The following is a 25637-nucleotide window of genomic DNA, read 5'->3' as shown; positions in this document are numbered from 1 at the left end:
TACTTATCTCTTAAAATCTTAACGACCCATTCCAAATATTACAGTCTTAACTGTTAGTAATAATATTTTAAAGTCTAATAAAACTGAATGGTGTTTAATATAATGTATGTCGTATTTATGTTTCCATACTGCGTCTTCAACTGATGCACCATATGGGTAGCTAACTTGAGCAAGCCCAGTTACTCCAGGTTTGACTGCATGGCGGAACCGATAGTATGGAATCTCTTTTTCAAGGTCTTCTATAAAAACTTCGCGTTCAGGCCGCGGCCCTACGATTGACATAGTCCCTTGTATAACATTAATAAGTTGTGGAATTTCATCTATCCGTGTTTTACGAATATATTTACCGACTTTAGTAACACGGGCGTCATTTTTTGATGCCCATTGAGCACCATTTTTTTCAGCATCGTTACGCATTGAACGGAACTTATAAACATAAAACTCTTTATTGTATTGCCCTGTACGCTTTTGCTTAAATAACACGGGCCCTGGGCTTTCAACCTTTATTAATAAAGCTGCTATTACAGAAAAAGGTAGAGTAAGTATTAATAATAATATCGCACTTATGATATCCAAGAAACGCTTTGCCACTTGAGTTCGTTTGTTTGACAATATTGAAAATGCTTTTTGGTGCAAAAAATAACTACTATGAAGCAAACGTACCTCTGTATACTTTAAGCGCTCATCTAAGTAACTAACTAATGGCTCAACCCATGCACCACACTCGGTCGCACTCACTAAAAAGCGTCGCTGCTCTTTAGTTAAGTGAGCGCTTTGATAATGGCATACTACTTTTTGAGTGAAATCATGAATTGAGTAATCATTAATTACAATATCAAATGAATAGTCATCAATAATACTACCAATTTTTTCAGCACTTTCTGGAGGACAAAACACATAAATAGTATTTTGTTTTAGCGCTTCAGATTTAGATTTAAAACTATTAGTAATAAAAACAGGCTCCATTACATCTAAGTTACTGGTGGAAGAGTATTTTTCAGCTTCAACTGTAACTGTTTTAACTTCCGGACTCATAGTCTGACCTTCCATTTATATAAATTATTTAATGTACAATTCGAAAAGCTTTCAAATAAAAAGCGCATTTATAAATCAACTTTCTAAGTTTAATTAAATTAAAAGCTCAGCTCTAAATTGAATTTTCTCAATTTTTCATCTCAGTAATTCAACAACCCTCTGAGACACTTTTTTCTAAATTGAGACAGTCAATTTCAACTATCTCATTGTAATTGCTTGTTTTTGTACTTTTATTTAAAAGTGCCCAATAGGCCCCCTATATATCTAGGAATTAGGTTCTAGGCTTATAGGCTTCGGGCCGCGAGCCCATAGTTCTGAGCTTTAGTCTTTATCCTTGGCTATATAGTGTCTGATCAATACTATCATTACACTTAGCATTCCGCCAAAAAGAACACCCAGTACACAGATTAATGCGCGTTTTGGCTTGAATTTTTCTTCTGGCACGAGCGCTGCATCAATCGTTTTAAATACATATTCGTCGCGTACTTTAGCAAACATAATTGTTTTAGTTTGCTCTTCAACTAGCTTATAAAGTACCGCACGTATATCAGCAATTTTAGTTTGCTCTAGCTGTTGAGTTAAAAAGTCAGTACTTTTTATAGCCTCTTGCACATCTCGCTCTTTCATGGTTTGGTTAATATCTTGTATTAACCAGCTAACCCATTGCTGGGCAACACTAGGAGATATATGCTCTACCGCTACTTTAACCATTCCCGTTTCTTTATCGCTGCTAGCACTTAGGATTTTACTAAATTCTTTATACGCTTCTTGCATTGAAGGCTTTGGTTTAAAAGGCGCTTTAACCTCACGCACCCATTTATTGTTTTCAGCATCGAATATCTCGCTATCATAAATAACTGTATTCGTTTGCATATCCCACGATTTAGCTGCCATCAAGTCGGCTAATATACTGTGCTTTTGAATGAAGTCACTGGTAAACTGGCGTGACTTTAACACCTCAATGGCTAATTGTGCCTTATTACTTGCACCACCACCTAAGTTAACACCCGCTAAGCTGGCTAAACCACCGAACTGACCTGCTAAGCCCGCCAAACCACCAGAACCTTCTTGCTCTGCAGGCGCTAACAACGCTTCTGATTTATAAATGTTAGGTTGGTTAATGGCATAAATAACCGATGCAACTGCGAACAGTGCTGTAATTGCTATTATCAACCATTTCCCTTGCCAAATTACAGCAAACAGCTCACGTAAATCGATTTCGTCGTCAGCGATGTTGGGGTTTTGCATTGGTGTATTATTTTGCATTGGCTCGTTGTATTGTTGAGTGCTTGGGTTGTTCATATTATTCTCATAGGTTCTAGGTTCTAGGTTCTAGGTTCTAGGTTCTAGGTTCTAGGTTCTAGGTTCTAGGTTCTAGGTTCTAGGTTCTAGGTTCTAGGTTCTAGGTTCTAGGTTCATCAAGATTATAATTAGACTCTGTCTCTTTTATAGAGCTTTTCCTAATTTTAATTAGTGCCGCTATCATGCTAGCAACTTCTTTCGATTCAGTAATCAATTTTAAACCTAGTTCTCTTTCTATTAAGCCTATTTCTATGCCTATATATATTTGCGTTACAAGCTCACCAGCGGAGCCTTTACCATAATACAAGAACCTAGCTTGATCGGCCTGTGAGTCACGCTCTAAACGTTATTCGATAAGTCCATTTATCTCACCTCTTCGAGGCCGCGCAAGCGCGTTCAAAATTTGCTCCTGCAATTTTGTCTGCAATATTAGAAGGAATTGAAATAGCAGAACGAGTAACTTGATCTTTAAATCCGTAGTCTTTGCAATTAGCGAGCGCTTTATATGTATCGCAAGCCAACCTTGAAGATCTTTTCCAAACATCCAATTGTTCGAACTTCATAGTAATTCCTTTTAAGTTCTAGGTTCTAGGGTTTAGGTTCTAGGCTTTCCTAGTGCCTCACGCCTAGTACCTATCTCTTCAGGCACGCTTCACGTTCCAGTTCGTCGCAGAGCTCCTCTCGCTCCAGCTTGATGTAAACTAGTACACATAATCACTTAAGCAATTTAACGAGTTAAACTATCCGCAAGCGGCGTTAAAAACTTTTTATTTAGAACAACTAAACTACAAAGCTTTTGCCTTGCTATCGTAAAGTTTTCCTGGCCTAAAATAGCCCACTCTATTACGGGTACTAGTTTCAAACTACTTGCTTGTCTAGCCCTTCGGGCACGCTTCACGTTCCAGTTCGTCGCAGAGCTCCTCTCGCTCCAGCTTGAAAGCAAAACTATTTGCTTGTCTAGCCCTTCGGGCACGCTTCCGCCCCTAGGTTGCAGTTCCTACGGTCTGATAAAAAAACAGGTTTTAGGTTCTAGGCTAATGCTCATAACCTTTAAGTAAAAACCTGCGGGTTAAAGTCCCGCTTTAAAAATCATTTTGAACCACAGAGTACACCGAGGCGCTGCGTGCTACACTGAGAAAAAAGTCTGCTGACAACTGACAACTGATATTTTCCTCTATGTTCTCTTTACCCCTGTGGTGAATAAAATCACTAACAGACGCGACATAAAGTCGCTGCTACGTTTGCGAGGCGTAAAGCCCCGCATACAAAATCATTTTTGAACCACAGAGTACACCGAGGCGCTGCGCGCTACACCGAGAAAAAACTTATATTGATAAAAGCCTTTAACTTTGATCTCTTCCTCTGTGTTCTCTTTACCCTCTGTGGTGAATAAAATCACTAACAGACGCGACATAAAGTCGCTGCTACGTTTGCGAGGCGTAAAGCCCCGCATACAAAATCATTTTTGAACCACAGAGTACACCGAGGCGCTGCGCGCTACACTGAGAAAAAGCTTGCTGAAAAATGACAGCTAATAACTGCTCTTTACCCTCTGTGGTGAATAAAATCACTATAGACGCGACATAAAGTCGCTGCTACATAAGCGAGGCGTAAAGCCCCGCTTTAAAAAAACATTTTAGCTGCGAGCCACTGGCTACGAGTTTCGAGCCCTAAGCTAATAGCCCACAGCCCGATACCCGTTGCTTATAACCCTATATTACAGGCTACCTATCGCGGCTACTGCTACGCCTAGTTGGTAAAGTATTTGCGTTGCTGTGCTCCACAGCGTTAGTTTATCCATATGACCTGCGTCCATTGGCACTACTATGGTATCGCCTGGTTCTAACATTTGCTCATTACCAGGAGCAAACCAATTACCTGAGTTAGGTATAGTTACTGCGCCGTTGGCTTTTATAATGTAAATACGGTCGTCATCAGCACGCTCTTTTAAACCACCACTTAGCTCTAGGTAGTCGTCTAGGCTAACGCCTGCTTTATACAAATGAGTAGTTGAGTAGTTTACTTCGCCCACTACGCTGATAGAGTCGCGCTTACTCGGTACATAAAGCGTATCGCCATCTTGTAGCACTAAGTTTTGCTGATTATTTACAATTAAAGGCAGGTCGATAACTAAACGCCCTACAGCTTCTACACTGGCTAAGTCGTTAAGTAGTTTGTTCATTTCGTCGTACGAAAGCGCACTACTACTTACTGAATTTTGAAAGCTTTTTGATGCTACATCGCGGCGTAGTTCAGTAGCTAAACGGGCTAGTTGTTGTTGCTCTTGCTGCTTAACCGATTGGCGAATAAACACCGCTGCTTTTTGCTCGGCAAAGTTAGTAAAGCCACCGGCACGGTTTAATAAATCGGTTAGTGTTTCGCCGCGACGAATGGTGTAAGTACCCGGGAATAGCAACTCACCTTTAAGGGTAACTTTTACGTTTTCTTGCCAGTTAGGAATGGTAAAAATATTTAAGCTGTCTTTACTTTGTAATTTAAGGCCTTGTGCATTGCCACTCAATACTTGAGCAAGGTCTATATTAATGTGCTCAACATTTGAAGCATCGCCATTTACCATACGGGTAATTTCGGCTTGTTTGGTGTAAGCCGACTCCAATAAACCACCTGCTGCTGTGATTAAATCTGCTGCTTCAGCATCTACTGTTAATGGGTAAACGCCTGGGTAAGTAACACTACCATTCACCTCAACTAGCTGAATAGCTTGCTGAGTAGACGCTTGTCGCTTTAACTTTTTAATTATTGGTGCTAACAAATTATTACGGCTATAAGGTGTATAGCTAGCAGCACTTAGCTGGTTACTATCTCCTGCTTGGCTAGCAGCTTGCTCAATTGTGGTATCTTTTTTAGTGCCTGAGCCCGTTGCTGCTAACGTTAACTTTTCATCTTGTTTTTCTTCAAATTCACTAAATATAAGTATTTTGTCGTTAGCGTTAAGGATTAAGTCGTTTTCACTATTTTTAACAATAGCTAAAGCTACATCAAACTGATGCACTTCTATGTCGCCATTTATGTTTATTTCGCGCACCACTAAGCCATAGCTTAAATCGGCTTGTGGGAGCAGGTCGCCACGTACCGACTTAAGTACATCAGATATACGTTTACCTTGGTGCCATTGGTAACTACCAGGGCGCACTACAGCACCGACCAAGTTAACTGAATTTTTATATTGTGCACTTATGGTGTTAAAACGAATACGGTCGCCGTCTTGCGGAATGTAATTAATTTTATTTGCCGAAAAGTCTACGGTTAGTACTTCTTTACGGTTGTTATTAAAGCGCTCTACTACTGCATTTTTAGTATAGGCACCGGGCTTTAAGCCGCCAGCCATTGCCAGTAGCTCTTTTGCTGTTTCGCCTTTTTTAAGCTCAAAAATAGCAGGGCGTTTAACTAATCCTTCTACTTTAACTTGTGCGCCCACCGAAGGTACAAATACCACGTCGCCGGGTTTTAAAATAATATCGTTACTGCTATCACCGTGAATAAGTAGGTCGTATAAATCGAAATTAGTAACTACTTTACCAGCCCGCTTAACTTGAATATTACGTAATGATGCAATATCCGACACCCCACCACTTACAAATAAAGCATGAGACACTGTAGTAAGCGACGACACACTGTAACTTCCTGGTTTGTATGCTTCACCTAATACCATAATACGCATACTGCGAAGTTGACCAAGCGAGACAAACGCTTTTACACCTATAACTTCTTGCTCTACTTTTAACTTAATTAACTGCTTTACCTCAGAAAAAGTTAAGCCAGCGACTTGTACCGGGCTCAAATCAGGGATGCTAATGCGCCCTTCGCGATCAACAATAACTTCAAAGCTCGCGCTTTCTTTACCATAAAAGTTTATTAATAGCTGATCGCCTCGGCCAACTAAATACGTATCAGGCACTGCTGACGTTTCACTAGGCATGAAGGTAGTTGGTTCACCGGCAAAAAGTTCATAACCAAATGGCTTAACTGTATTAGGGTTTTGTTTTGCTGGTTCTGCTTTTGCTGCTTGCTCTTGTTGTACTAAACGAGGACCGATTGTTGGTTCTTCAACTTGAGGTTGATTACTTGATTGGCTTGACCCAGTTATTACCGATAGATCAACACCGTACTGCTTTGCCAATGCCTGCTGCTGAGACTTTGGTAATTTTTTAAATTGCTCTATTTGCGACGCACTCGGAGTGAATGCTAATGCACTAAAGCTACATATTAATACTAAAGCACTAAATAAGTGTTTAAAAACGTTCACGAGTAGGTATTTCCCTAGGTCTACAACAAGAATTGCTGAGTATTGTACATTATTATTGGACAAATAAAAAAGGGACTTTTGCCCCTTTGGTCATTTAAATGTCATTAACCTGGTATTATTAGTTAAAAACTGTAAACCAGTGTTAGCGAGGTCTCTGTGTCGGTGCTTTCTTTGTCATCAGCAACATCTGAGTTATTGGTTATATTATAGGCCACTTTCATTTGCAGTGAGCCATTAATTTTAGTAAGTAGCGCAGTTTCTGAGCGAGTTTTGGTATTAGTATCACCGTACTCCACTGATACTAACTGAGTAAAGCGCGCGTTGTCTGAAATTTTCCAGCTAAAGTCTACTTTACCTAGCGCAATCACTTCGCCTTCGTATTCACCCGCTAGTGAGTTGCCGTTTTCATCAACCTCTTCGCTTACATCTGGGTATTTAAAGTACTTATAACCTGGACCAATTTCAGCATTTAGTTTCATGTTTGATTCGTTTAGTAAACGTAAACCATAACCCGCTGAAATAACCGACTCACTTCGGTATGCACCAAAGTAATCAGAAACATGCGATCCGTAAATAAATAAATGAGCGTGCTTTTCGTTTAACTTGTAATTACCTTGTGCTGAGATAGAGTACTTTTCGTTAGTACGCTGTTTTTCTTTTATGCCGTCGTCGTTTTCTACTTCATCTTCTTTGTAGATGCCGTCTAACTTATACTCGTTATTCCAACTTTCTAAGTTATGCAAAACTTTAATACCGCCTTTTAACGTGGTTGTTTCGGTATTACCGCTGGTAATAATAGCGCCTACTTCGCTGGTAACTTCCCAGGTTTTTTGCTCTTCTTCTGATGCAAATGCATTGGTTGTAGCTGAGGCTGCTACTAAAATTGATAAAAGCTTAAGTTTCATTAAAAAATAACCCTATAAAAAATGTATTAATACCTATTAAAAAGGCAACGCGCATATTAATAAATCGAATTTGAGCGCTGCCTTAATAAATAAGTATTTTAAAAAATTAGTCTTGCTTGTGTAAATGTACATCCATTTGCGGGAATGGAATGGTAATGTCTGCGTCATCTAACGCTATTTTAATGTTTTCCATTAACGACCAGTATGTTGGCCAGTAATCTTCTGAGTTAACCCAAGGGCGTACGATAAAGTTAACGCTTGAATCGGCAAGTTCAGAAACTGATACATTGTATGCAGGATCTTTTAAAATACGCGATTCGTTATCTAGTACTGATTTAAGTACTTCTTTTGCTTTTCGTAAGTCGGCGTCGTAGCCAACACCAATCACAAGGTCAACGCGGCGTGTTGATTCGCGCGAGTAGTTAATAATTGCATCTGACATGATTTTTGAATTAGGCATTACAATAACTTTGTTATCGGGTGTGCGCATTTCTGTTGAAAATATTTCGATTTTTTTAATCGTACCGGCTTTACCGCCAGCTTCAACGTAGTCACCTGATTTAAATGGGCGAAGTAGAATAATTAATACGCCTGACGCAAAGTTAGATAACGACCCTTGCAGTGCTAAGCCAACGGCTAAACCTGCCGCACCTAAAATAGCAATGAATGATGTGGTTTCGATGCCAATTTGTGACAGCGCCATTAAAATAGTGGCTGCAAATACAATGGCATATACAATACTAGAGACAAACGATGAAACCGCTTTATCTACTTTTTTCTTGTCGAATGCTTTTTCGGTTAACTTTGCACAAAATTTGGCAATTCGTCCACCCAGTAAAAATATAACAAGCGCTATGACTGCTTGAATACCGTAGTGTAAGATTAAGCCTGAATTTTCATTCAGCCAATTGAGTATTGAATCCATATTAACTCCTGATAGTGTTATTAAACAGTTTAGCGGTGTTGTTTATTGTATTGTAAATCTTTAATACATGTTTGCAACAGCGTTTTACGAGGTTCAAGGTTCAAGGTTCAAGGTTCAAGGTTCGAGGTTCGAGGTTCGAGGTTCGAGGAATTTAAAAACCTTAAGGTTAATATCGCAAGGTTTTTATATCCGTAGCAGCGGGTTTACCCCGCGTCGTTATTAGGTATTAGGTTCAAGGTTCTAGGTTCTAGGTTCGAGGTTCGAGGTTCGAGGTTCGAGGTTCGAGGTTCGAGGTTCGAGGTTCGAGGTTCTAGGTTCTAGGTTCTAGGTTCTAGGTTCTAGGTTCTAGGTTCTAGGTTCTAGGTTCTAGGTTCTAGGTTCTAGGTTCTAGGTTCTAGGTTCTAGGTTCTAGGTTCTAGGTTCTAGGTTCTAGGTTCTAGGTTCTAGGTTCTAGGTTCTAGGTTCTAGGTTCTAGGTATTTAAAAACCTTAAGGTTAATATCGCAAGGTTTTTATATCCGTAGCAGCGGGTTTACCCCGCGTCGTTATTAGGTTTTAGGTATTAGGTTTTAGGTATTAAGCCCGTCACCCGTTACCCGTCACCCGTTGCCCGTCACCCGTTGCCCGTTGCCCGTTGCCCGTTGCCCGTTGCCCGTTGCCCGTTGCCCGTTGCCCGTTGCCAATAGCTTAAATATAGAATACTTATAATAAATTTAATTTTTTTGATTTTTTTGCTTCACAAGCATGGGGATATTATGTATTATGCGCGCCACACCAAACAAGGTGTATGTAGTGGCGGTTGTAGCTCAGTTGGTAGAGCCCCGGATTGTGATTCCGGTTGTCGCGGGTTCGAGCCCCGTCAATCGCCCCACTATTCTTTAAGTCTTCTCAGTAATATCTACAGCTAACCTCTAAATTATATTTACCCGGTTTAAATCTAAAATAAAAACAATACACTCTTATCAGTAGCCGCTGGTTCATTCCATGTTACACAGCCTATTTCCCGTATTTACGCTTTAGCCATTATCTCAAAACATATAAGTGCGCACATAACACCTCACCTACGTTTAAACCAAACACCGTGCTTGGCTTAATCTCTGCCTTTAACCTTTTGCCTTTAACCTTTAAAAAGACGCGATATAAAATCGCTGCTACATGTGCGCGGGATACCCCCGCCTTCGTCCAATAAAAACACTGTGCTTGGCTTAATCTCTGCCTAGAACCTAGAACCTTTAACCTTTAACCTTTTACCTTTAACCTTTTGCCTTTAATCTTTAAAAAGACGCGATATAAAATCGCTGCTACAAAAATTAAAAACAACTCCCGTAGCAGCGGGTTTACCCCGCGTCATGATGCATTAAAAGACGCGATGTAAAATCGCTGCTACATAAATTAAAAACAACTCCCGTAGCAGCGGGTTTACCCCGCGTCATGGTGCATTAAAAGACGCGATGTGAAATCGCTGCTACATAATTAAAAAAAACTCCCGTAGCAGTGGGTTTACCCCACGTCATGGTGCATTAAAAAACGCGTATAAAATCGCTGCTACATGTGCGCGGGATACCCCCCGCCTTCGTTCAACACAAACACCTTGCTTGGCTTAATCTCTGCCTAAAACCTAAAACCTAGAACCTTTGTTTTAACTGGTTATTGAAGGCGCTCTTTCCACTGCTTAATAGGCAATGGCTTTGAAAATAAATAGCCTTGAAATAAGTTGCAACCGCGTTGCTTTAAATAATTAAATTGCGCGGGTTCTTCAACGCCTTCAGCAACACTGTTTACGCCTAAAGCACTGGCCATGTCGATGATCATATTCACAATAGTTTTACTTGAATTATCATCAGTATCCATAATGCCATCGACAAAGTATTTATCTATTTTAAGCTCAGAAATTGGCAACTCTTTCAAATAACTTAGGCTTGAATAACCTGTTCCAAAGTCATCAATTGAAAACCTAAAGCCCTTTTTATTAAGTTCAAGCATAGTCTCTTTTACTAGTTCGATGTCTGACACTAAAGTCGTTTCGGTCAGCTCTATCACTAAGTTACGTGGCGACACTTGCCACTTATGAACACTGGCGAGCAATTTTTCCTTAAAATCGGGGGCTACAATTTGTTTAGCGCTAATGTTTACGGCAATACAGGTGTTTTTTCCTGCTCGGCTGACTTCATGCAGCAACTTACATACTTGATCAACCACCCAATCGCCAATTTTAATAATGGCTTCATTCTCTTCTGCTAGGGGTATAAATTCCCTAGGGCTTATTACGCCCAATTCCTCAGAATCCCAACGTAATAATGCTTCGGCTGAATTAAAGGTATTTTCATTATTAAATTGTGGCTGTAGTACCAGTGTTAATTCATCACTTTTATCAACATTTATTAGTAAATAGCGAATCTTATTGGTACGTTCGTAACGTTTTAATGCATCTAAATCTGCAAAGTAATAACCAAATGGTGCTAGTTTTTTTGCTTGTTTTTGTGCGTATTCCAACTTATCAAACATAGAGCTATAGGAGTCTCTACTCGCATTAATAATTGTACTGCCCAACGAGGCGCTTAGTACCACATCAAGATCATTGATCTTATGTGAGAAGTTATCTAGCGCTAATAATTTAGAGTCTATACTTGGTTGTTGTTGCTCTAGGTAGGATAAGTCATTACTTACATTGGCGCTTATAATTAAAAAAGAATCGACTCCGCTTTTGTATAGCTTGTACTCGCCCTGTACCGCATTTGATAGTTTTTTAGCCGTTAAAATGAGTGCTTCGTTGCCCGCCTCAATACCGTACTTAAAGTTAAATTGCGCTAACTTGTCCATATCTAATAATGCTGCATATATGTAGCCATTATTAATGCTGGCACTTTGAAGTAAACTTCTGCATTCGCGTTCAAACCATCGCTTATTTTTTAATCCTGTTATGGGATCTGAATAGGCTAAGTTATAAATGGTATCTTGCGCTTTGAGTTTTTCACTAATATCTCTAACTACACCAATATATTCAACGTGTTGCTCATTAACTGCTTTGGTAAGTGACAATTCTATTTGAAAAATAGTGCCGTCTTTTTTTCTTGCAGGGAGTTGCCTACCAACACCAATAATTTTAGCCTCACCTGTTTGCTCATAATTTCGCATATACGAGTGATGTTTAGATGCATAAGGCTCAGGCATTAAGTTGTTAATCGACAAGCCAAGCATTTCATTTTGCTTATAGCCAAACATAGTTAATGCGGTTGAGTTACAGTGAACAATAACACCTTGCTGATTAATAGTGATCACTGCATCATTTAAGTTATTTAAAATAGCTTCAAGGCGATTATTTTTATCATCAACCTTGGCCTTTAATTCATATTCTAAAGTGACATCTTCGAAAGCACCATACACTTTAATAACCTGATGATCATCATTAAAAACAGGGTGACCACTCGTCCGTACCCACTTTTTATTGCCATGAGCATCTACAAACTCAAAGTCTTCACAATAAGGAAGACCTAATGTTTGTAATCGCATAAAGAGCTGGCTAATACGCACTTGTTCTTCACCTGCGTAATGAGCGATGGCTTGAGCGGTATTTATTTTACTATCAGCAGCAAGCGCGTAAATTTTATAAACTTCAGGTGAGAAATATAACTCGTCGGTTAAAACTGTATATTGCCAACTCCCCACTTTTGCCATACTTTCAACTGCATTAGTTAGCAGCTTTTGCGAACTTGGTTTATTTTCTAAGAAACATTTTTGTAAGTACGCGCTGGTATAATTAGCAAAGCTTAACAAGATCGATTTATAAGATTCTAAATCTTGATGCGCATTAAAATAAAGGCCAACTAACACACCGATTAGTAATCCATCATCATTTAAAATCGCAGCCCCAATATAGGCATTGGCATTGATTACCTGTAACAGCTTATTTTCAGGGTAATCTTGCTGTAATTTATGGGTAATAAAGCAAATACTTTGAGTTAAAAGGAGCTCACATGGCGAACCTTCAAGGCTATAAGAAAAGTTTTCAATCACCTCTGTATTGGATAGAACTAACTGCGTAGTAGCTGATTTATCCTCATCAACAGAGGCAATAAATAAGTAATCGGCTTTTATTTCTTGTTGCAATGCACTCAATTGCGCACTTAAGTTTGCGCATTGAGAATACGGTGCTTTATAGGCTGCGCCTATATCTACCGGCTTGCTATTCTTGCTCACGTTATTAACCTACTTTAAAAGAAAGACCTAGTGATGCTAATGCTTTAGAATACTTTTCTATCGTATTAGACTCTGCGCCTACACTATGCGCTTGGGCTAAGTTATCTGAAGACGCACTACTAATATTTGAAATATTACGGCTAATTTCTTGCGATACCATACTTTGCTCTTCTGCTGCCGTTGATATTTGCGTTGCTAAATCAGAAATATCAGTAATTGCCGCATAGACTTTTGAGACGATATCTTGGCTATTTCGCGCTTCTTTAACGCAGGTCTCTGCCGCATTCTTGCCAGCTTCCATTGTTTTTGACCAATTGAGTAACGTAGATTGCATTTCAGATATAGAGACTTGAATTTGCTCTGTAGCTGTATGCGTTCTGCTTGAAAGCGCACGCACTTCGTCAGCAACAACCGAGAACCCTCTACCGTGCTCGCCGGCACGCGCAGCTTCTATAGCGGCATTAAGTGCAAGTAAATTTGTTTGATCGGCAATCCCTTGTATCTCTTGCATTATACCACCAATTTTTTCAGCCTCTGTTGCTAACTCGCTCGCAGAACTTGCTGAGTTATCAACTTCAGTTGCAAGTAACGACACCTCTCGCATAGTGCCTGACATAGCTTGCGTTGCATTTTCGCAGTCTTGGTGAGCTTGTTGAACACGTTGGTTGGTTACTAAGGTATTTTTAGCGACCTCATCAATTGAATGCACCATTTCCTCAACCGCAGAGGATACCTGATATAATTCTGATGCTTCTTTTTCAACGCCAGCCTGCGCAGCTTCAGCACAAACTTTAAGCGAATCAGCTCCTTTGCTAAGGCTTAAAGTACCATCAATAATACGCCCAACAATGGTCGTTACTTTACCCTCAAGTAATTTAATCTGAAAATCACTGTAGCTGAGGCTATCGCTACCAGAATAAATATGCCGAGATACGCTATCTGGGCCTGCCTTGTTTTTTTTGATTTTGCTTGGCGAGCGAATTAATTCCTCGTAAAAAATAATAAAAGGCAGAGGAACAAATAATAAACATAACCAGAACATATAGCTTGTTAACCAAGCAATTAAAGCTGCACAACCAATAAATAGCGGCAATTTAAATGCAGCTAATTTTTCACTTAAAGGCGTAATTGATTGACCGTTAATTAAACGCTGGTATAGCTTTTCTGCGCGGTGTTTATATTCTGGAAGGAGTTGTTGGCGAACCGATTGATAACCTACTTTTTTACCGTTTTCGTAAATAGGGGTAACAAATGCATCAACCCAGTAATAACGCCCATCTTTACATCTATTTTTTACCGCTCCTCGCCAAGCGGTATCGCTTTTTAAATGAGCCCACATATCTCCAAATGCCGCAGATGGCATGTCTGGGTGACGAACCATATTATGGTTTTTCCCTTTTAACTCATTGATGGTATACCCTGAAACTTTACAAAAGCTATCATTTGCATAAGTGATAACGCCTCGTAAATCTGTTGTAGAAACTAATTCTTCGTCAATGCCAAACGAAACTTCCTGGTCTACCGTTGCTTGATTTTTTCTACTCATAGTGGGGTCTTCATAATGCTTCTGTACTAATTTGCGGGATGTTAATTTATAAATGTATAAAACACAATTATACATTATTACTATATTCTAATAGTTCAAAAGAGTCTAAAACTTCATATTACACCTCAGCTTAATAAAATATACATTTAAAAACATACAGTTACAAAATTACATATATGTAATAAAGAGTTATAATTACAAAAAACTCGATTTTAAAATAGGATTTGAACAAAATACGACTAAGCTAAGAATAGTTTAGACTTTAAAGATAAAGGACGCCAAAAATAAGGATAAAAAAAATGCCACCAGATGGTGGCATTTACACACGGGGGTATTTCTACTTATAGAAATTTTTTTACGAAAATATATATTGAAAAGGTAACATTTAGCCCATTATCTAGCAACATTTAAGCGGGTTTTATCTTACAACCATTAACTCATCGGAACAGTCTTAACCATTACACCTTAATACATACGTATTTTTCTTCTAAGTACTCATCTAAACCCTGATGCCCGCCTTCACGACCAAGACCTGATTGCTTTACACCACCAAACGGCGCAACGGGGTTTGATATAACGCCCTCATTTACACCAACCATGCCAAACTCTAGCCCTTCGCTTATACGATAAATTTGTTTAATGTTTTGGCTATAAAAGTACGCAGCTAACCCATAAGGGACGTCATTAGCAAGCGCAAGTACTTCGCTTTCTTCATCAAATGGGATCACCGTTAATACAGGACCAAACACTTCTTCGTGATAAATATCCATTTGTGTAGTGACATTGGTGACTATTAATGGGTTTTGAAAACTGCCACCTAAATTGCTGTTATCTCCAATTAGCGTAGCGCCTTTATCAAGAGCGTCTTTAATCAGTTGTTGCACTTTCTCTTTTGCTTTGGGGTAAATAAGCGGCCCTATGTCGGCATTTTCATCAAAACCGTTCGCAACATTGAGCGCAGCGACTTTGGGTGTAATTTTTTCAAGTACGCCATTTAATATATTACGCTGAATAAAAATACGATTTGCTGCAACACAAGCTTGTCCTGAGTTTCTAAATTTGGCCGCCATTAATCCATCAATCGCATCGTCAATATCAGCATTATCAAATATTATAAACGGGGCATTTCCCCCCAATTCCATTGAAGTACGCTTTATTGTAGATGCACATTGAGAGAGTAACTGCTTACCTACACCAGTAGAGCCAGTAAAAGTAAACTTACGTACCACCTCTGAATCTGTCAGCATTTTGCCAACCTTTTTGGCATCTTGTGACACAAGCACATTAAATGCACCTTTAACAAAGCCAGCCTGATCAGCTAAATAAGCTAAAGCGATAGCACACAATGGTGTGTGCTCAGAAGGTTTGAGTATAAAACTACAACCTGCGGCATAAGCCGGCGCGACTTTTCGTGTCACCATAGCTACAGGAAAATTCCATGGCGTAATACCTGCTACCACGCCAATAGGTTGCTTGAAGCTAGTTAAACGATGACTGTTATCGGTGGCGGGGATCACATCACCGTAGCTGCGTTTAGCTTCCTCTGCAAACCATTTAATAAAGCCAGCGCCATAATCTATTTCACCTAGCGATTCTTTAAGCGGTTTTCCCTGCTCTTTAGTCATGAGCTTAGCGAGTGTTTGTTTGTGCTTTATTACTAGATCATACCAACGCATCAGGGTTTCGCTTCGCTCAGTCGCATTGGTGGCTTTTAATTTTACAAACGCGCCTTGTGCTGCTGTTATGGCATTTTTTACGCCTTGCTCGTCAATATCGCTAACATCAACAATACTTTGTTCGGTGGCGGGGTCATCAACACTAAAGCGTGTGCTGGTTTGATAAAATTCACCGTTTATAAACGAGTCTGAAAAAATAAGATCACTCAAAATATACCTCCGAAATGGGTTTTGGGCTTCGGGCTTCGAGCTTCGAGCTTCGAGCTTCGAGCTTCGAGCTTCGATAAATTAAACAGCCTTATGGTTAACACTACAAGAGTTTTTATTTTAATTTACCCGCCGCTCGCAGCTCGTCACTCGTAATCTTTATAAAGACGCGATATAAAATCGCTGCTACATGTGCGCGGGATACCCCCCGCCTTCGTTCAATAAAAACACTGTGCTTGGCTTAATCTCTACCTAGAACCTTTGTCTTTTGCCTTTAACCTTTTACCTTTAACCTTTTGCCTTTAACCTTTAAAAAGACGCGGAATAAATCCGCTGCTACATGTGCGCGAGATGCCCCGCCTACAGGCTATTTTAATTTACCCGCTGCTACCAAATACAAACAAAAAAGCCGCTGTATCAAACAGCGGCTTTTAATATGATAGTCATTAATTAAAAACTAGTGTTCTTCATTAACGATATTGAGATTGTACTTAGGTATTTCAACCACTAAGTCTTCATCTCTAATAATTGCCTGGCAACCTAAGCGCGATTCAGGCTCTAAACCCCATGCTTTATCTAGCATGTCGTCTTCTAGATCGTCACTTTCATCTAATGAGTCAAAACCTTCACGGATCACTAAGTGACAGGTTGTACATGCACATGATTTTTCACAGGCATGAGGAATGCTAATGCCATTTTTAAGCGCGATATCAAGTACCGTTTCGCCAGCGGGCGCTTCTATTGCAGCACCGTCAGGACACAACTCCGGATGGGGAAGAAAAACAATTTGTGGCATTCTAATCTCTCTTATATATTGTCTACTGACTGGCCTGTTAAGGCTTTTTTAATTGATGCATCCATTCTACGCGCGGCAAAATCACTACTCGCATTGTCCATTTTTTCAATGGCTGCTTTAATTTCGCTTGGCTCTTGTGCACTCTCGCGTACTTTTGCAAGTTCGTTTATTTCCACTTTTAGCGCCGCTAGTTGCTCAGGCTCAAGTAAATCGCCATCAGCTGCTAAAGAGGCTTCCATTGCTTCTATTACACGAAGCGCTTCAACTTGTTGCTCTTTAAGCATACGCGCTTGCATGTCGCCTTTAGCGTTACTCATCGATTCTTTAAGCATATTAGCAACCTGGTCGTCAGATAAACCAAACGACGGTTTCACTTGTATTTCTGCTTGAACGCCGGTTGATTTTTCCATAGCCGATACGCTTAGTAAACCATCAGCATCTACTTTAAAGGTAACGCGAATATGCGCCGCTCCCGCCGCCATAGGTGGAATACCTTTTAAGCTGAATTTTGCCAGCGATCGACAATCATCAACCAGTTCACGTTCACCTTGTAATACATGCAACGACATGGCCGTTTGACCATCTTTAAACGTAGTAAATTCTTGCGCACGTGCAACTGGGATGGTGGTATTGCGTGGAATGATTTTTTCTACCAAGCCACCCATAGTCTCAAGGCCTAGCGACAACGGTAACACATCCAGCAGTAACATGTCTGAATCTGGCTTGTTACCAATTAATACGTCTGCTTGTAATGCGGCACCCAGAGCAACAACACGATCAGGGTCAATTGAAGTTAGTGGCTGTTTGTCAAAAAACTCGCCAACTTGGGTACGTACCAATGGCATACGGGTTGAACCGCCAACCATCACAACTTGTAGTACTTCTTGGTTTTCAATACCGGCATCTTTTACTGCACGACGACATGAACGAAGCGTTTTTTTAACCAGTGGCATAGCCAGCTCATTAAACTTCTCTCGCGTTACTTCAACCATGTATTTTTCATCGTCAAACTCAAGGCCAACATTTACTTTTTCGTATTGGCTGAGTGCTTCTTTACAGGCTTTGGCTTTATTTATAAATAAACGTAATACCGAAGGAGATAAGCCCGTCACGCCGGTTTCTTGTTTTAAGTAGTCAACTAATAATGAGTCAAAGTCGTCGCCGCCTAGGCTTGAATCGCCACCGGTGGCCAGCACTTCAAACACGCCTTTATTAAGGCGCAGAATAGAGATATCAAAAGTACCGCCCCCTAAATCATAAACGGCGATAATACCTTCCTGCCCTGAATCTAAACCGTAAGCAACGGCAGCGGCAGTAGGCTCGTTTAGTAAGCGCAGTACATTAATACCGGCAAGCTCAGCCGCATCTTTGGTGCTTTGACGCTGTGCATCATCAAAATAAGCTGGTACCGTAATCACTGCCCCTAAAATATCTTGATTACCAAAGCTTTGCTCAGCGCGTACTTTTAAAGCATTTAAAATATGACTTGAAGCTTTAACTGGGCTGATTTTTCCCGCAGCCGTTTCGATAGCCAATGCACCATCATCATCGCAAAACTGATAAGGCAGTTGGCCATAGCTTTGTTCTATTTCGGTTTGCGTTTTACCTAAAAAGCGCTTCACTGAAATAAGCGTATTAACCGGATCGAGTGTAGCTGCTTGCATTGCATCATTACCCACGGTAATGCCGCCAGCTTGATAACGAACCACCGAGGGTAACATCGCTTCGCCTGACTCATCTGTAATAGTGCGTGCTTCGCCGCTTTGTACGGTTGCCACTAATGAATTTGTAGTGCCTAAATCAATTCCAATGGCTAATTTGTGTTCATGTGGTGCCGCGCTCTGCCCCGGCTCAGCAATTTGCAATAATGCCATAATGCTCTTTAAACTCGTGTTGCTCGCTTTGCAGCAAGTAATTAATCGTCAAATAAACTGTCTTCAATGCGTTCAAGTTCGTCTTGTAACTTATATACAAATTTTAATTTGCGAATGTTGTCAGCAGCGTGTTGATATTGTTGCTCATCGTTGCTTGCAAGTTGCTCAGCCAATTCGTTGCTATACTGGGTTTTTAATTGCTTTATTTGCGACTCAAAATTAGCAATAGCGATATCTGGATCACTTGCAGAGGGAAGTTCTTCAAGCTCTTCGCGCAGTTCCATTTGTTGCATCAAAAACATGGGATCTTGCAGTGTTTGCTGCTCAGCGCGAATATCAACGCCCAGCTCACTCAACATATATTCAGCACGTTTAACCGGATGCTTAAGTGTTTGTAATGCGTCGTTAATTTCAGCGGTACTTTGTACGGCCATTAATTTATCACGACTGCTAGCATTAGCATGACGATCAGGGTGTACAGCACGTTGAAGTTCTAAGTAGTGCTTGTTGATCATTGCTAAGTCAATATTGTAGTCAACCGGTATTGCAAATAACTCAAAATAACGCATAACTTCTCACAAATGACAAAGCCCTACATTAACTGGCAGGGCTTATTTATATCTTAAAACAAGTTTGAGCTTAAACGGTAAAGCTTTCGCCACAGCCACACTCATCCGCTTGGTTAGGGTTATTAAATTTAAACCCTTCATTTAAACCTTCTTTAGTGTAGTCGAGCTCGGTGCCGTCGATATAAACTAAGCTTTTAGCGTCAACAATTAAGGTAACGCCTTTGGCCGCAAATGTTTCATCGTCATCGTTTAGCTCATCAACAAACTCTAGAACATAAGCAAGACCTGAACAGCCCGTCGTTTTAATGCCAACTCGCAGGCCAATGCCTTTACCACGGTTTGCTAAAAATGATTGTACGCGGTTTGCTGCCGCATCTGTCAATGTCACTGCCATGAATATCTCTTAGTTTGTATGTTTGCTTTTATAATCTGCAATTGCTGCTTGAATTGCATCTTCGGCTAAAATTGAACAGTGAATTTTCACTGGTGGTAATTCTAGCTCTGCGCTGATATCGGTATTTTTGATAGTAGCAGCTTCGTCTAATGTTTTGCCTTTAACCCACTCTGTTACCAGCGAAGATGAAGCAATTGCGCTACCACAGCCGTACGTTTTGAATTTTGCATCTTCAATAACGCCGTCTGCCGATACTTTAATTTGCAATTTCATTACGTCACCACATGCTGGTGCGCCTACCATACCCGTTGCCACTGACGGATCGTTTTTGTCTAGAGCACCTACGTTACGTGGGTTTTCTACGTGGTCGATTACTTTATCACTGTAAGCCATAATTCTATCCTCACTACCTGCTAGGTATGGGCTCCACTAATTAGTGGTGCGCCCATTCAACTGAATCTAAATCAACACCTTCTTGGTGCATTTCCCAAAGAGGAGACATTTCACGCAAACGACCAATCGAGTTTTTTATTAGCTCAACGGTGTAATCAATCTCTTCTTCGGTGGTAAAACGGCCAATACTAAAACGAATTGAGCTATGTGCTAATTCGTCGTTACGACCTAGTGCACGTAATACGTAAGAAGGCTCTAAACTTGCAGATGTACAGGCTGAACCTGACGATACCGCAATATCTTTAACAGCCATTAATAACGACTCACCTTCAACAAAGTTAAAGCTAATGTTGACAATACCAGGTACTGATTGGTCTTGCGTGCCGTTAAAGTACACTTCGTCCATATCCGTTAAAATGCCGTCGATTAGGCGTTTACGCAACGCACTGATGTGTGCGTGATCTTTTTCAAAATCTTGTTTTGCAATTCTAAATGCTGCGCCCATACCCACTAATTGATGGGTTGCTAATGTACCTGAACGCATACCACGTTCATGGCCGCCACCGTGCATTTGTGCTTCTAAACGTGCACGTGGTTTACGACGAACATACAAAGCACCTACGCCTTTAGGGCCGTATACTTTGTGCGCCGAGAATGACATAAAATCTACTTTGGTTTGTTGCACGTCAATTAAAACTTTACCCGCGCTTTGTGCTGCATCTACGTGGAACATAATTTTACGTTCGCGACACATTTCACCAATAGTGTTGATATCTTGGATCACACCTAGCTCGTTATTTACATGCATGATACTTACAAGCACTGTGTCGTCACGCATGGTATCTGCTAATTTTTGCAGATCGAGTAGGCCGTTTTCTTCAACGTCCATGTAGGTTACTTCAAACCCTTGGCGTTCAAGTTCACGACATGTGTCGATAACGGCTTTGTGTTCAGTTTTAGCGGTAATAACATGCTTACCTTTTTTCTTGTAAAACTGAGCTGCACCTTTAATAGCAAGGTTATTTGATTCTGTTGCACCCGATGTGAATACAATTTCACGTGGGTCTGCATTAATTAAATCAGCAATGTCAGTACGTGCTTGGTCAACGACTTCTTCAGCTTGCCAACCAAAACGGTGTGAACGCGATGCTGGATTGCCAAAATTACCGTCCATAGTCAGGCATTGCATCATTTCTTTGGCAACTCGTTCGTCAACAGGCGTAGTTGCTGCGTAATCTAAATAAATCGGTAACTTCATTTCTCTCTCCGCTGCAGGTCAACCTTAAAGTTGACAGCTTACTTGAATATTTTCCAACTGCTTAATTGCATCATTAACGCTGTTTTCTTGGCGAAGAGCGACCGCTTTAACGTCCGACTTTTCAACCAGTTCAGCTAAGGTAATATTATTTAAAAATTCTTCAATTCGTGCGCTTAAGTCTGACCACAATGTATGGGTTAAACAACGCATACCACTTTGACAACCAGTATTGCTTCGCTGACACCGTGTAGCGTCAACAGATTCATCTACCGCATTGATAACATCGCCAACTGAAATTACGTCAGCCTCACGTCCTAGTAAATAGCCCCCACCAGGACCTCGAACAGAACTCACTAGCCCATTTTTACGTAAACGGGCAAATAATTGCTCAAGATAAGACAAAGAAATTTCTTGGCGCTGCGAAATATCTGCAAGCGCTACAGGGCCTATATTTGCATGTAGTGCAACATCCAGCATGGCTGTAACGGCGTATCTGCCTTTTGATGTTAACTTCATAACGCCCCCCGCACAAAAGAGTGCAAATTTTAATTACCAGAGTAGATTAGTCAAGTATTCTAGGTTCTAAAAAAACTTGCAATACCCGACTGTTTTGGTCAAGTATTGGGTCTATTGTAATTACCTGAGTAATTTAGTCAAGTATTAGTAGAGCAATAAAGGGCGCTATTTATAACTAATTGCTATTTTATAGACTTATTAATTGAGGTAAGAATACCTCGTAATATGTTCATTTCTGCATCTTCAGGGCGAGCACGATTAAACAGACGACGTAGCTTAGTCATTACCATGCCTGGGTGCTGCTTAATAATGAAGCCTGTTTTAAACAAGGTATCTTCAAGATGTTCGTAAAACAATTCTGTTTGTTTAGACGATGGATATAGGGTGTCGTCTTCTTGTTGTTCCGCTTTAGGCTGTTGATTTAAAAATGCCATACGCGTTTCATAACATAAGGTTTGCACAGCCATGGCTAAATTAAGTGAGCTGTATTCTGGGTTAGCAGGAATACACACATGATAATTACACAGTTGTAATTCTTCATTAGTTAAGCCACTGTTTTCACGGCCAAACACAAGCGCTACAGGGCCGTTTACGGCTTCGCCAACAAGCTTTTCACCACATTCTCTCGGCCCTACCATAGGCCACGACAACGTACGCGAGCGGGCGCTAGTACCAATCGTTAATGCACAATCAGCAATCGCATCTGCAACACTATCAACAATAACAGCATTACCTAGTACATCAGTCGCACCTGCAGCCAGTGCGCTGGCATGGCTATCTATTTCACAAGCAGGATCAACAAGGTATAACTTTGATAATCCCATGGTTTTCATGGCGCGCGCCGCTGAACCAATGTTACCAGAGTGTGATGTGTTAACTAAAACGATGCGAATATCATCTAAGATCATTACAGTGCTACTTATCGAGTACAAAAAAATTGCGCAAATTCTAGCATGAAAACGCGCCGAGATCCTATATTCAATAGTCGAGATCTAAAAGATCAGTTCGGGGTTCGGGGTTCGGGGTTCGGGGTTCGGGGTTCGGGGTTCGGGGTTCGGGGTTCGGGGTTCGGGGTTCGGGGTTCGGGGTTCGGGGTTCGGGGTTCGGGGTTCGGGGTTCGGGGTTCGGGGTTCGGGGTTCGGGGTTCGGGGTTCGGGGTTCGGGGTTCGGGGTTCGGGGTTCGGGGTTCGGGGTTCGGGGTTCGGGGTTCGGGGTTCGGGGTTCGGGGTTCGGGGTTCGGCAGGATTGTGTTTGGTATTAATTAAAAAGCAATTCGTCATTTATTTGTTCATCACCTAACCCTTCAACTCTTGATAAAGCAAATTATAATTGGCAGTTACACAACATTAATTACACCCTCGGAGCCTTTACCCTATACGCGGCATAAAGCCCCGCCTTGTATCTCTCTGTAATAGATGATTAGCTATCATTTATTACATCGGAAGTTAGTGAGCTTGTAGCCCCGCCCAGTACTTGATACTGAGCCGTAGATTAAGCCCTAGCTTCCAATTCTCAACAAACTGAATGGTATCCAAGCACTCTTAGATTAAGTTGATGCTGTATGTACAAGGGGAGTAAGTAGAGATGATGTTTATTGGTTTTGATATCAGTAAAGATAAAGTTGATTTATGTTGGCTGAGAGATCCAATCACTAATAAAAAGAAAACAAAAGTATTTAAAAATAACCACCTAGCTTTCAAGGAAATTAAGCAGTGGCTTTTAAGTACAACCAAAACTATAGCTGAGGAAATCGTTATCACGGTAGAGCCAACCGGTGTTTACCATGAGCCGTTAATGTACTTTTTATACCAGCAAGGATTCAATATTATTCTCGCTAACCCTAGCAAAGCAAAAAAATATGCTGAGGCTCTAAATGTTGTTCATAAAACAGATAGGTCAGATGCGATAATGCTTGCAAGCTACGGTTATGCTAAGCAATCAACCGTTAACTTCTGGCAACCTGAAGCAAAGGAAATTAGAGAGCTTAAATCCTTACTGCGTCGACTTGATGCATTGGAGTCCAATAAACAACGAGAGCAGAATCGATTAGAAGCAAGTGAGTTTAATGCGACATCTGAGCGAGTCACTCAATCATTAAAAGAAACGATTAACTTTCTAGATGATGAGATAAAAAAACTTAAGTCAGATATTGATAGTCACATAAATAGCTTTCCTGACTTAAAGAAGAATAGAACGTTACTAGAAACAATCCCCGGTATTGGGCCTGTTATGTCTCGGGAGCTGACGTATATACTCGCCGCTAAAAATTTCAGCAGAGCTAAGCAAGCTGCTGCCTACTGTGGCTTAATACCGCGGCTGCATGAGTCTGGGAAAATGAAGGGCCGTACAACTATGAGCAAGCTAGGGCCCTCAAAAATAAGAAGTAAACTTTATATGGCAGCAGTAGTCGCTGGGCAGTGGAATTATAAGATACAACAGCAAAAAATAGCCTTGCTGAATAATGGCAAAACGTCGATGCAAATCATTGGCGCCAATATGCGTAAACTCATTCATATATGTTTTGGTGTAATAAAAAATCAAGAAGCGTTTAAGCTCCAAGAAAGTTAAATACGATCTTGAAGCCTATAAAGAGAGATGGTATCTACAAAATAGTGTGCGCCATCCCATCAGCCTTAGTTTACCTCGCACACGTTTTAGGCTCGAAGCCCGTCGCTCGTAGCCCGTTAACCTTTAACCTTTAACCTAAACCATCGCGGCTTTTACATATACATCAAAGCGGTTTTTCTTGGTTTTGATTTGCATGCTTGGGGTTTTATCATTTAAAAATGGTGCGTAATCGGGGCGTTTAACCACCACACGTTTGCTGGCTAGAGGGTAGGCAAACTCGAGTAAATCATCGGCGTCGGTATCGCCACCCACTAACTCTTGGAATACCCGCATTTCTTTTTTAACCAATGCTGATTTTTCACGGTGCGGAAACATAGGATCTAAATACACTACATCGGGCACGCTGTCACATTGAGCAAGTAAGGTATGGCTTGAGCCAAATATTAAGCTCATATTTTGCTGCATCCATAGGCCAATTTCACTATCGTTATAAGCACGTTGTAAACCGTCATATAACAGCGCGGCAACCACGGGGTGGCGCTCATGCAAAATCACTTTACAGCCTAGCGAGGCTAAAACAAAACCATCACGTCCAAGCCCTGCGGTTGCATCGAGTACCACTGGCGTTGCGCCCTTATTAAGACCAACGGCTTTAGCAATTGATTGCCCTTTACCACCACCAAATTTACGCCTATGTGCAACGGCACCAGTTACAAAGTCTACGTTAATTGCACCTAGTTTAGGCTCATCAGTTTTATATAGGCTTAGCCCTTTATCATCGTAATGCAAACTAAAGCCACTGCTTTGCTCTGCCCATTGAGCAAGCCCAAAGCGTGTTTCTAACTCATTCAAATATGGCCGACACTCTTTAAACGCACACTGTATAACCACTTCACACTCCGATGATAAATTTCACCGCTATTATACCCAAACAGCAGCAATATACGAAGTTCGCAAGGTGTATAGTTTAAAACAACTCAATATCGTTATTTTCACTCTCAGATTCTGGCTTCGTTTGTTGTTTACTTAGTTGTAAATGTAGTCAGCCCCGCCAACACTAAACCCTTTAATACGTTCAGCCTGCCCCACTTTGGATGATAAAAACATTACCGGAATGTCTGTTGTGGCTTTATCGAAATTTTCCGAGAAAACCCATTGTTCGACGCGAAGCGGCGTCGATGGGTAGTTCACTCAAAATATTCTTTAACAA

Annotated in this window: 22 protein-coding genes and 1 tRNA gene; 2 read left to right on the top strand and 21 right to left on the bottom strand. The window is 40.8% G+C overall.

Annotated features, from left to right (window positions below; all coding sequences use genetic code 11):
- Positions 1-18 precede the first annotated feature (18 nt).
- The 8 genes from BG00_RS06285 to BG00_RS06255 all read right to left on the bottom strand — a co-directional run bounded on the left by BG00_RS06285 (position 19) and on the right by BG00_RS06255 (position 8434).
- Positions 19-1035: an exopolysaccharide biosynthesis polyprenyl glycosylphosphotransferase gene (locus BG00_RS06285; RefSeq protein ID WP_036981269.1), complete on the bottom strand. Its 1017-nt coding sequence runs from the start codon at positions 1033-1035 to the stop codon at positions 19-21.
- A gap of 321 nt (positions 1036-1356) precedes the next feature.
- Positions 1357-2337 (bottom strand): Wzz/FepE/Etk N-terminal domain-containing protein, encoded by a 981-nt coding sequence (locus BG00_RS06280; protein ID WP_036981267.1) that lies wholly within the window; start codon positions 2335-2337, stop codon positions 1357-1359.
- 100 nt (positions 2338-2437) lie between these two features.
- A complete protein-coding gene (locus tag BG00_RS18480) occupies positions 2438-2644 on the bottom strand; it encodes a four helix bundle protein (RefSeq protein ID WP_340139789.1) in 207 nt (68 codons plus the stop codon).
- Positions 2645-2705: 61 nt separating this feature from the next.
- Entirely contained in the window at positions 2706-2900 is a 195-nt protein-coding gene (locus BG00_RS18475; RefSeq protein WP_340139788.1) for a four helix bundle protein, read from the bottom strand.
- A gap of 707 nt (positions 2901-3607) precedes the next feature.
- Positions 3608-3790 carry a hypothetical protein gene (locus tag BG00_RS17625; protein ID WP_150111308.1) on the bottom strand — a complete coding sequence of 61 codons (183 nt, stop codon included), beginning with the start codon at positions 3788-3790 and terminating at the stop codon, positions 3608-3610.
- 264 nt (positions 3791-4054) lie between these two features.
- On the bottom strand, positions 4055-6604 hold the full coding sequence (locus tag BG00_RS06265) for an SLBB domain-containing protein (RefSeq protein WP_036981263.1): 2550 nt from the start codon (positions 6602-6604) through the stop codon (positions 4055-4057).
- A 122-nt stretch (positions 6605-6726) separates the two neighbouring features.
- Positions 6727-7509 carry a DUF481 domain-containing protein gene (locus BG00_RS06260; RefSeq protein ID WP_036981261.1) on the bottom strand — a complete coding sequence of 261 codons (783 nt, stop codon included), beginning with the start codon at positions 7507-7509 and terminating at the stop codon, positions 6727-6729.
- Between the two features lie 106 nt (positions 7510-7615).
- Positions 7616-8434, bottom strand: a complete 819-nt coding sequence (locus tag BG00_RS06255) for a mechanosensitive ion channel family protein (RefSeq protein ID WP_013464003.1) — start codon at positions 8432-8434, stop codon at positions 7616-7618.
- 794 nt (positions 8435-9228) lie between these two features.
- Between BG00_RS06255 and BG00_RS06250 the strand changes: the two genes are divergently transcribed.
- A tRNA-His gene (locus tag BG00_RS06250) sits at positions 9229-9304 on the top strand.
- A 776-nt stretch (positions 9305-10080) separates the two neighbouring features.
- Here the strand turns inward: BG00_RS06250 and BG00_RS06245 are convergent.
- From BG00_RS06245 to trmJ, 11 genes are all read right to left on the bottom strand, one after another.
- Positions 10081-12630: a sensor domain-containing protein gene (locus tag BG00_RS06245; protein ID WP_051498231.1), complete on the bottom strand. Its 2550-nt coding sequence runs from the start codon at positions 12628-12630 to the stop codon at positions 10081-10083.
- Between the two features lie 4 nt (positions 12631-12634).
- Positions 12635-14176, bottom strand: coding sequence for a methyl-accepting chemotaxis protein (locus BG00_RS06240; RefSeq protein ID WP_036981259.1), 1542 nt, complete (start codon positions 14174-14176; stop codon positions 12635-12637).
- 458 nt (positions 14177-14634) lie between these two features.
- Positions 14635-16062: an NAD-dependent succinate-semialdehyde dehydrogenase gene (locus BG00_RS06235; RefSeq protein WP_036981256.1), complete on the bottom strand. Its 1428-nt coding sequence runs from the start codon at positions 16060-16062 to the stop codon at positions 14635-14637.
- 454 nt (positions 16063-16516) lie between these two features.
- Positions 16517-16855 (bottom strand): ISC system 2Fe-2S type ferredoxin, encoded by a 339-nt coding sequence (gene fdx, locus BG00_RS06230; RefSeq protein WP_008113929.1) that lies wholly within the window; start codon positions 16853-16855, stop codon positions 16517-16519.
- Positions 16856-16866: 11 nt separating this feature from the next.
- Positions 16867-18729: a Fe-S protein assembly chaperone HscA gene (gene hscA / locus BG00_RS06225; RefSeq protein ID WP_010390592.1), complete on the bottom strand. Its 1863-nt coding sequence runs from the start codon at positions 18727-18729 to the stop codon at positions 16867-16869.
- A gap of 41 nt (positions 18730-18770) precedes the next feature.
- Complete coding sequence (gene hscB, locus BG00_RS06220; RefSeq protein ID WP_036981253.1) at positions 18771-19298, bottom strand: co-chaperone HscB; 528 nt, start codon at positions 19296-19298, stop codon at positions 18771-18773.
- Positions 19299-19368: 70 nt separating this feature from the next.
- On the bottom strand, positions 19369-19692 hold the full coding sequence (gene iscA / locus BG00_RS06215) for an iron-sulfur cluster assembly protein IscA (protein ID WP_008113924.1): 324 nt from the start codon (positions 19690-19692) through the stop codon (positions 19369-19371).
- A gap of 9 nt (positions 19693-19701) precedes the next feature.
- Positions 19702-20085 carry a Fe-S cluster assembly scaffold IscU gene (gene iscU / locus BG00_RS06210; protein ID WP_008467675.1) on the bottom strand — a complete coding sequence of 128 codons (384 nt, stop codon included), beginning with the start codon at positions 20083-20085 and terminating at the stop codon, positions 19702-19704.
- Between the two features lie 40 nt (positions 20086-20125).
- Entirely contained in the window at positions 20126-21343 is a 1218-nt protein-coding gene (locus BG00_RS06205) for an IscS subfamily cysteine desulfurase (protein ID WP_036981250.1), read from the bottom strand.
- Positions 21344-21367: 24 nt separating this feature from the next.
- Positions 21368-21859, bottom strand: a complete 492-nt coding sequence (gene iscR, locus BG00_RS06200) for a Fe-S cluster assembly transcriptional regulator IscR (RefSeq protein ID WP_008113921.1) — start codon at positions 21857-21859, stop codon at positions 21368-21370.
- Positions 21860-22041: 182 nt separating this feature from the next.
- Complete coding sequence (trmJ, locus tag BG00_RS06195; protein ID WP_036981247.1) at positions 22042-22767, bottom strand: tRNA (cytosine(32)/uridine(32)-2'-O)-methyltransferase TrmJ; 726 nt, start codon at positions 22765-22767, stop codon at positions 22042-22044.
- 676 nt (positions 22768-23443) lie between these two features.
- Between trmJ and BG00_RS06185 the strand changes: the two genes are divergently transcribed.
- Positions 23444-24427, top strand: a complete 984-nt coding sequence (locus BG00_RS06185) for an IS110 family RNA-guided transposase (protein ID WP_036981244.1) — start codon at positions 23444-23446, stop codon at positions 24425-24427.
- A 135-nt stretch (positions 24428-24562) separates the two neighbouring features.
- On the opposite strand, the gene BG00_RS06180 is transcribed toward BG00_RS06185, so the two are convergent.
- A complete protein-coding gene (locus BG00_RS06180) occupies positions 24563-25318 on the bottom strand; it encodes a class I SAM-dependent methyltransferase (protein ID WP_036981241.1) in 756 nt (251 codons plus the stop codon).
- 135 nt (positions 25319-25453) lie between these two features.
- Positions 25454-25618 (bottom strand): response regulator, encoded by a 165-nt coding sequence (locus BG00_RS17765; protein WP_190276281.1) that lies wholly within the window; start codon positions 25616-25618, stop codon positions 25454-25456.
- Positions 25619-25637: the final 19 nt, after the last annotated feature.

The organism is Pseudoalteromonas sp. SCSIO_11900 (assembly GCF_000576475.1).
In the GTDB taxonomy this organism is placed as follows: Bacteria; Pseudomonadota; Gammaproteobacteria; order Enterobacterales; family Alteromonadaceae; genus Pseudoalteromonas; species Pseudoalteromonas tetraodonis.
The sequence above is the reverse complement of the archived record's forward strand: the minus strand, read 5'-3'. Positions and strand labels throughout refer to the sequence as shown.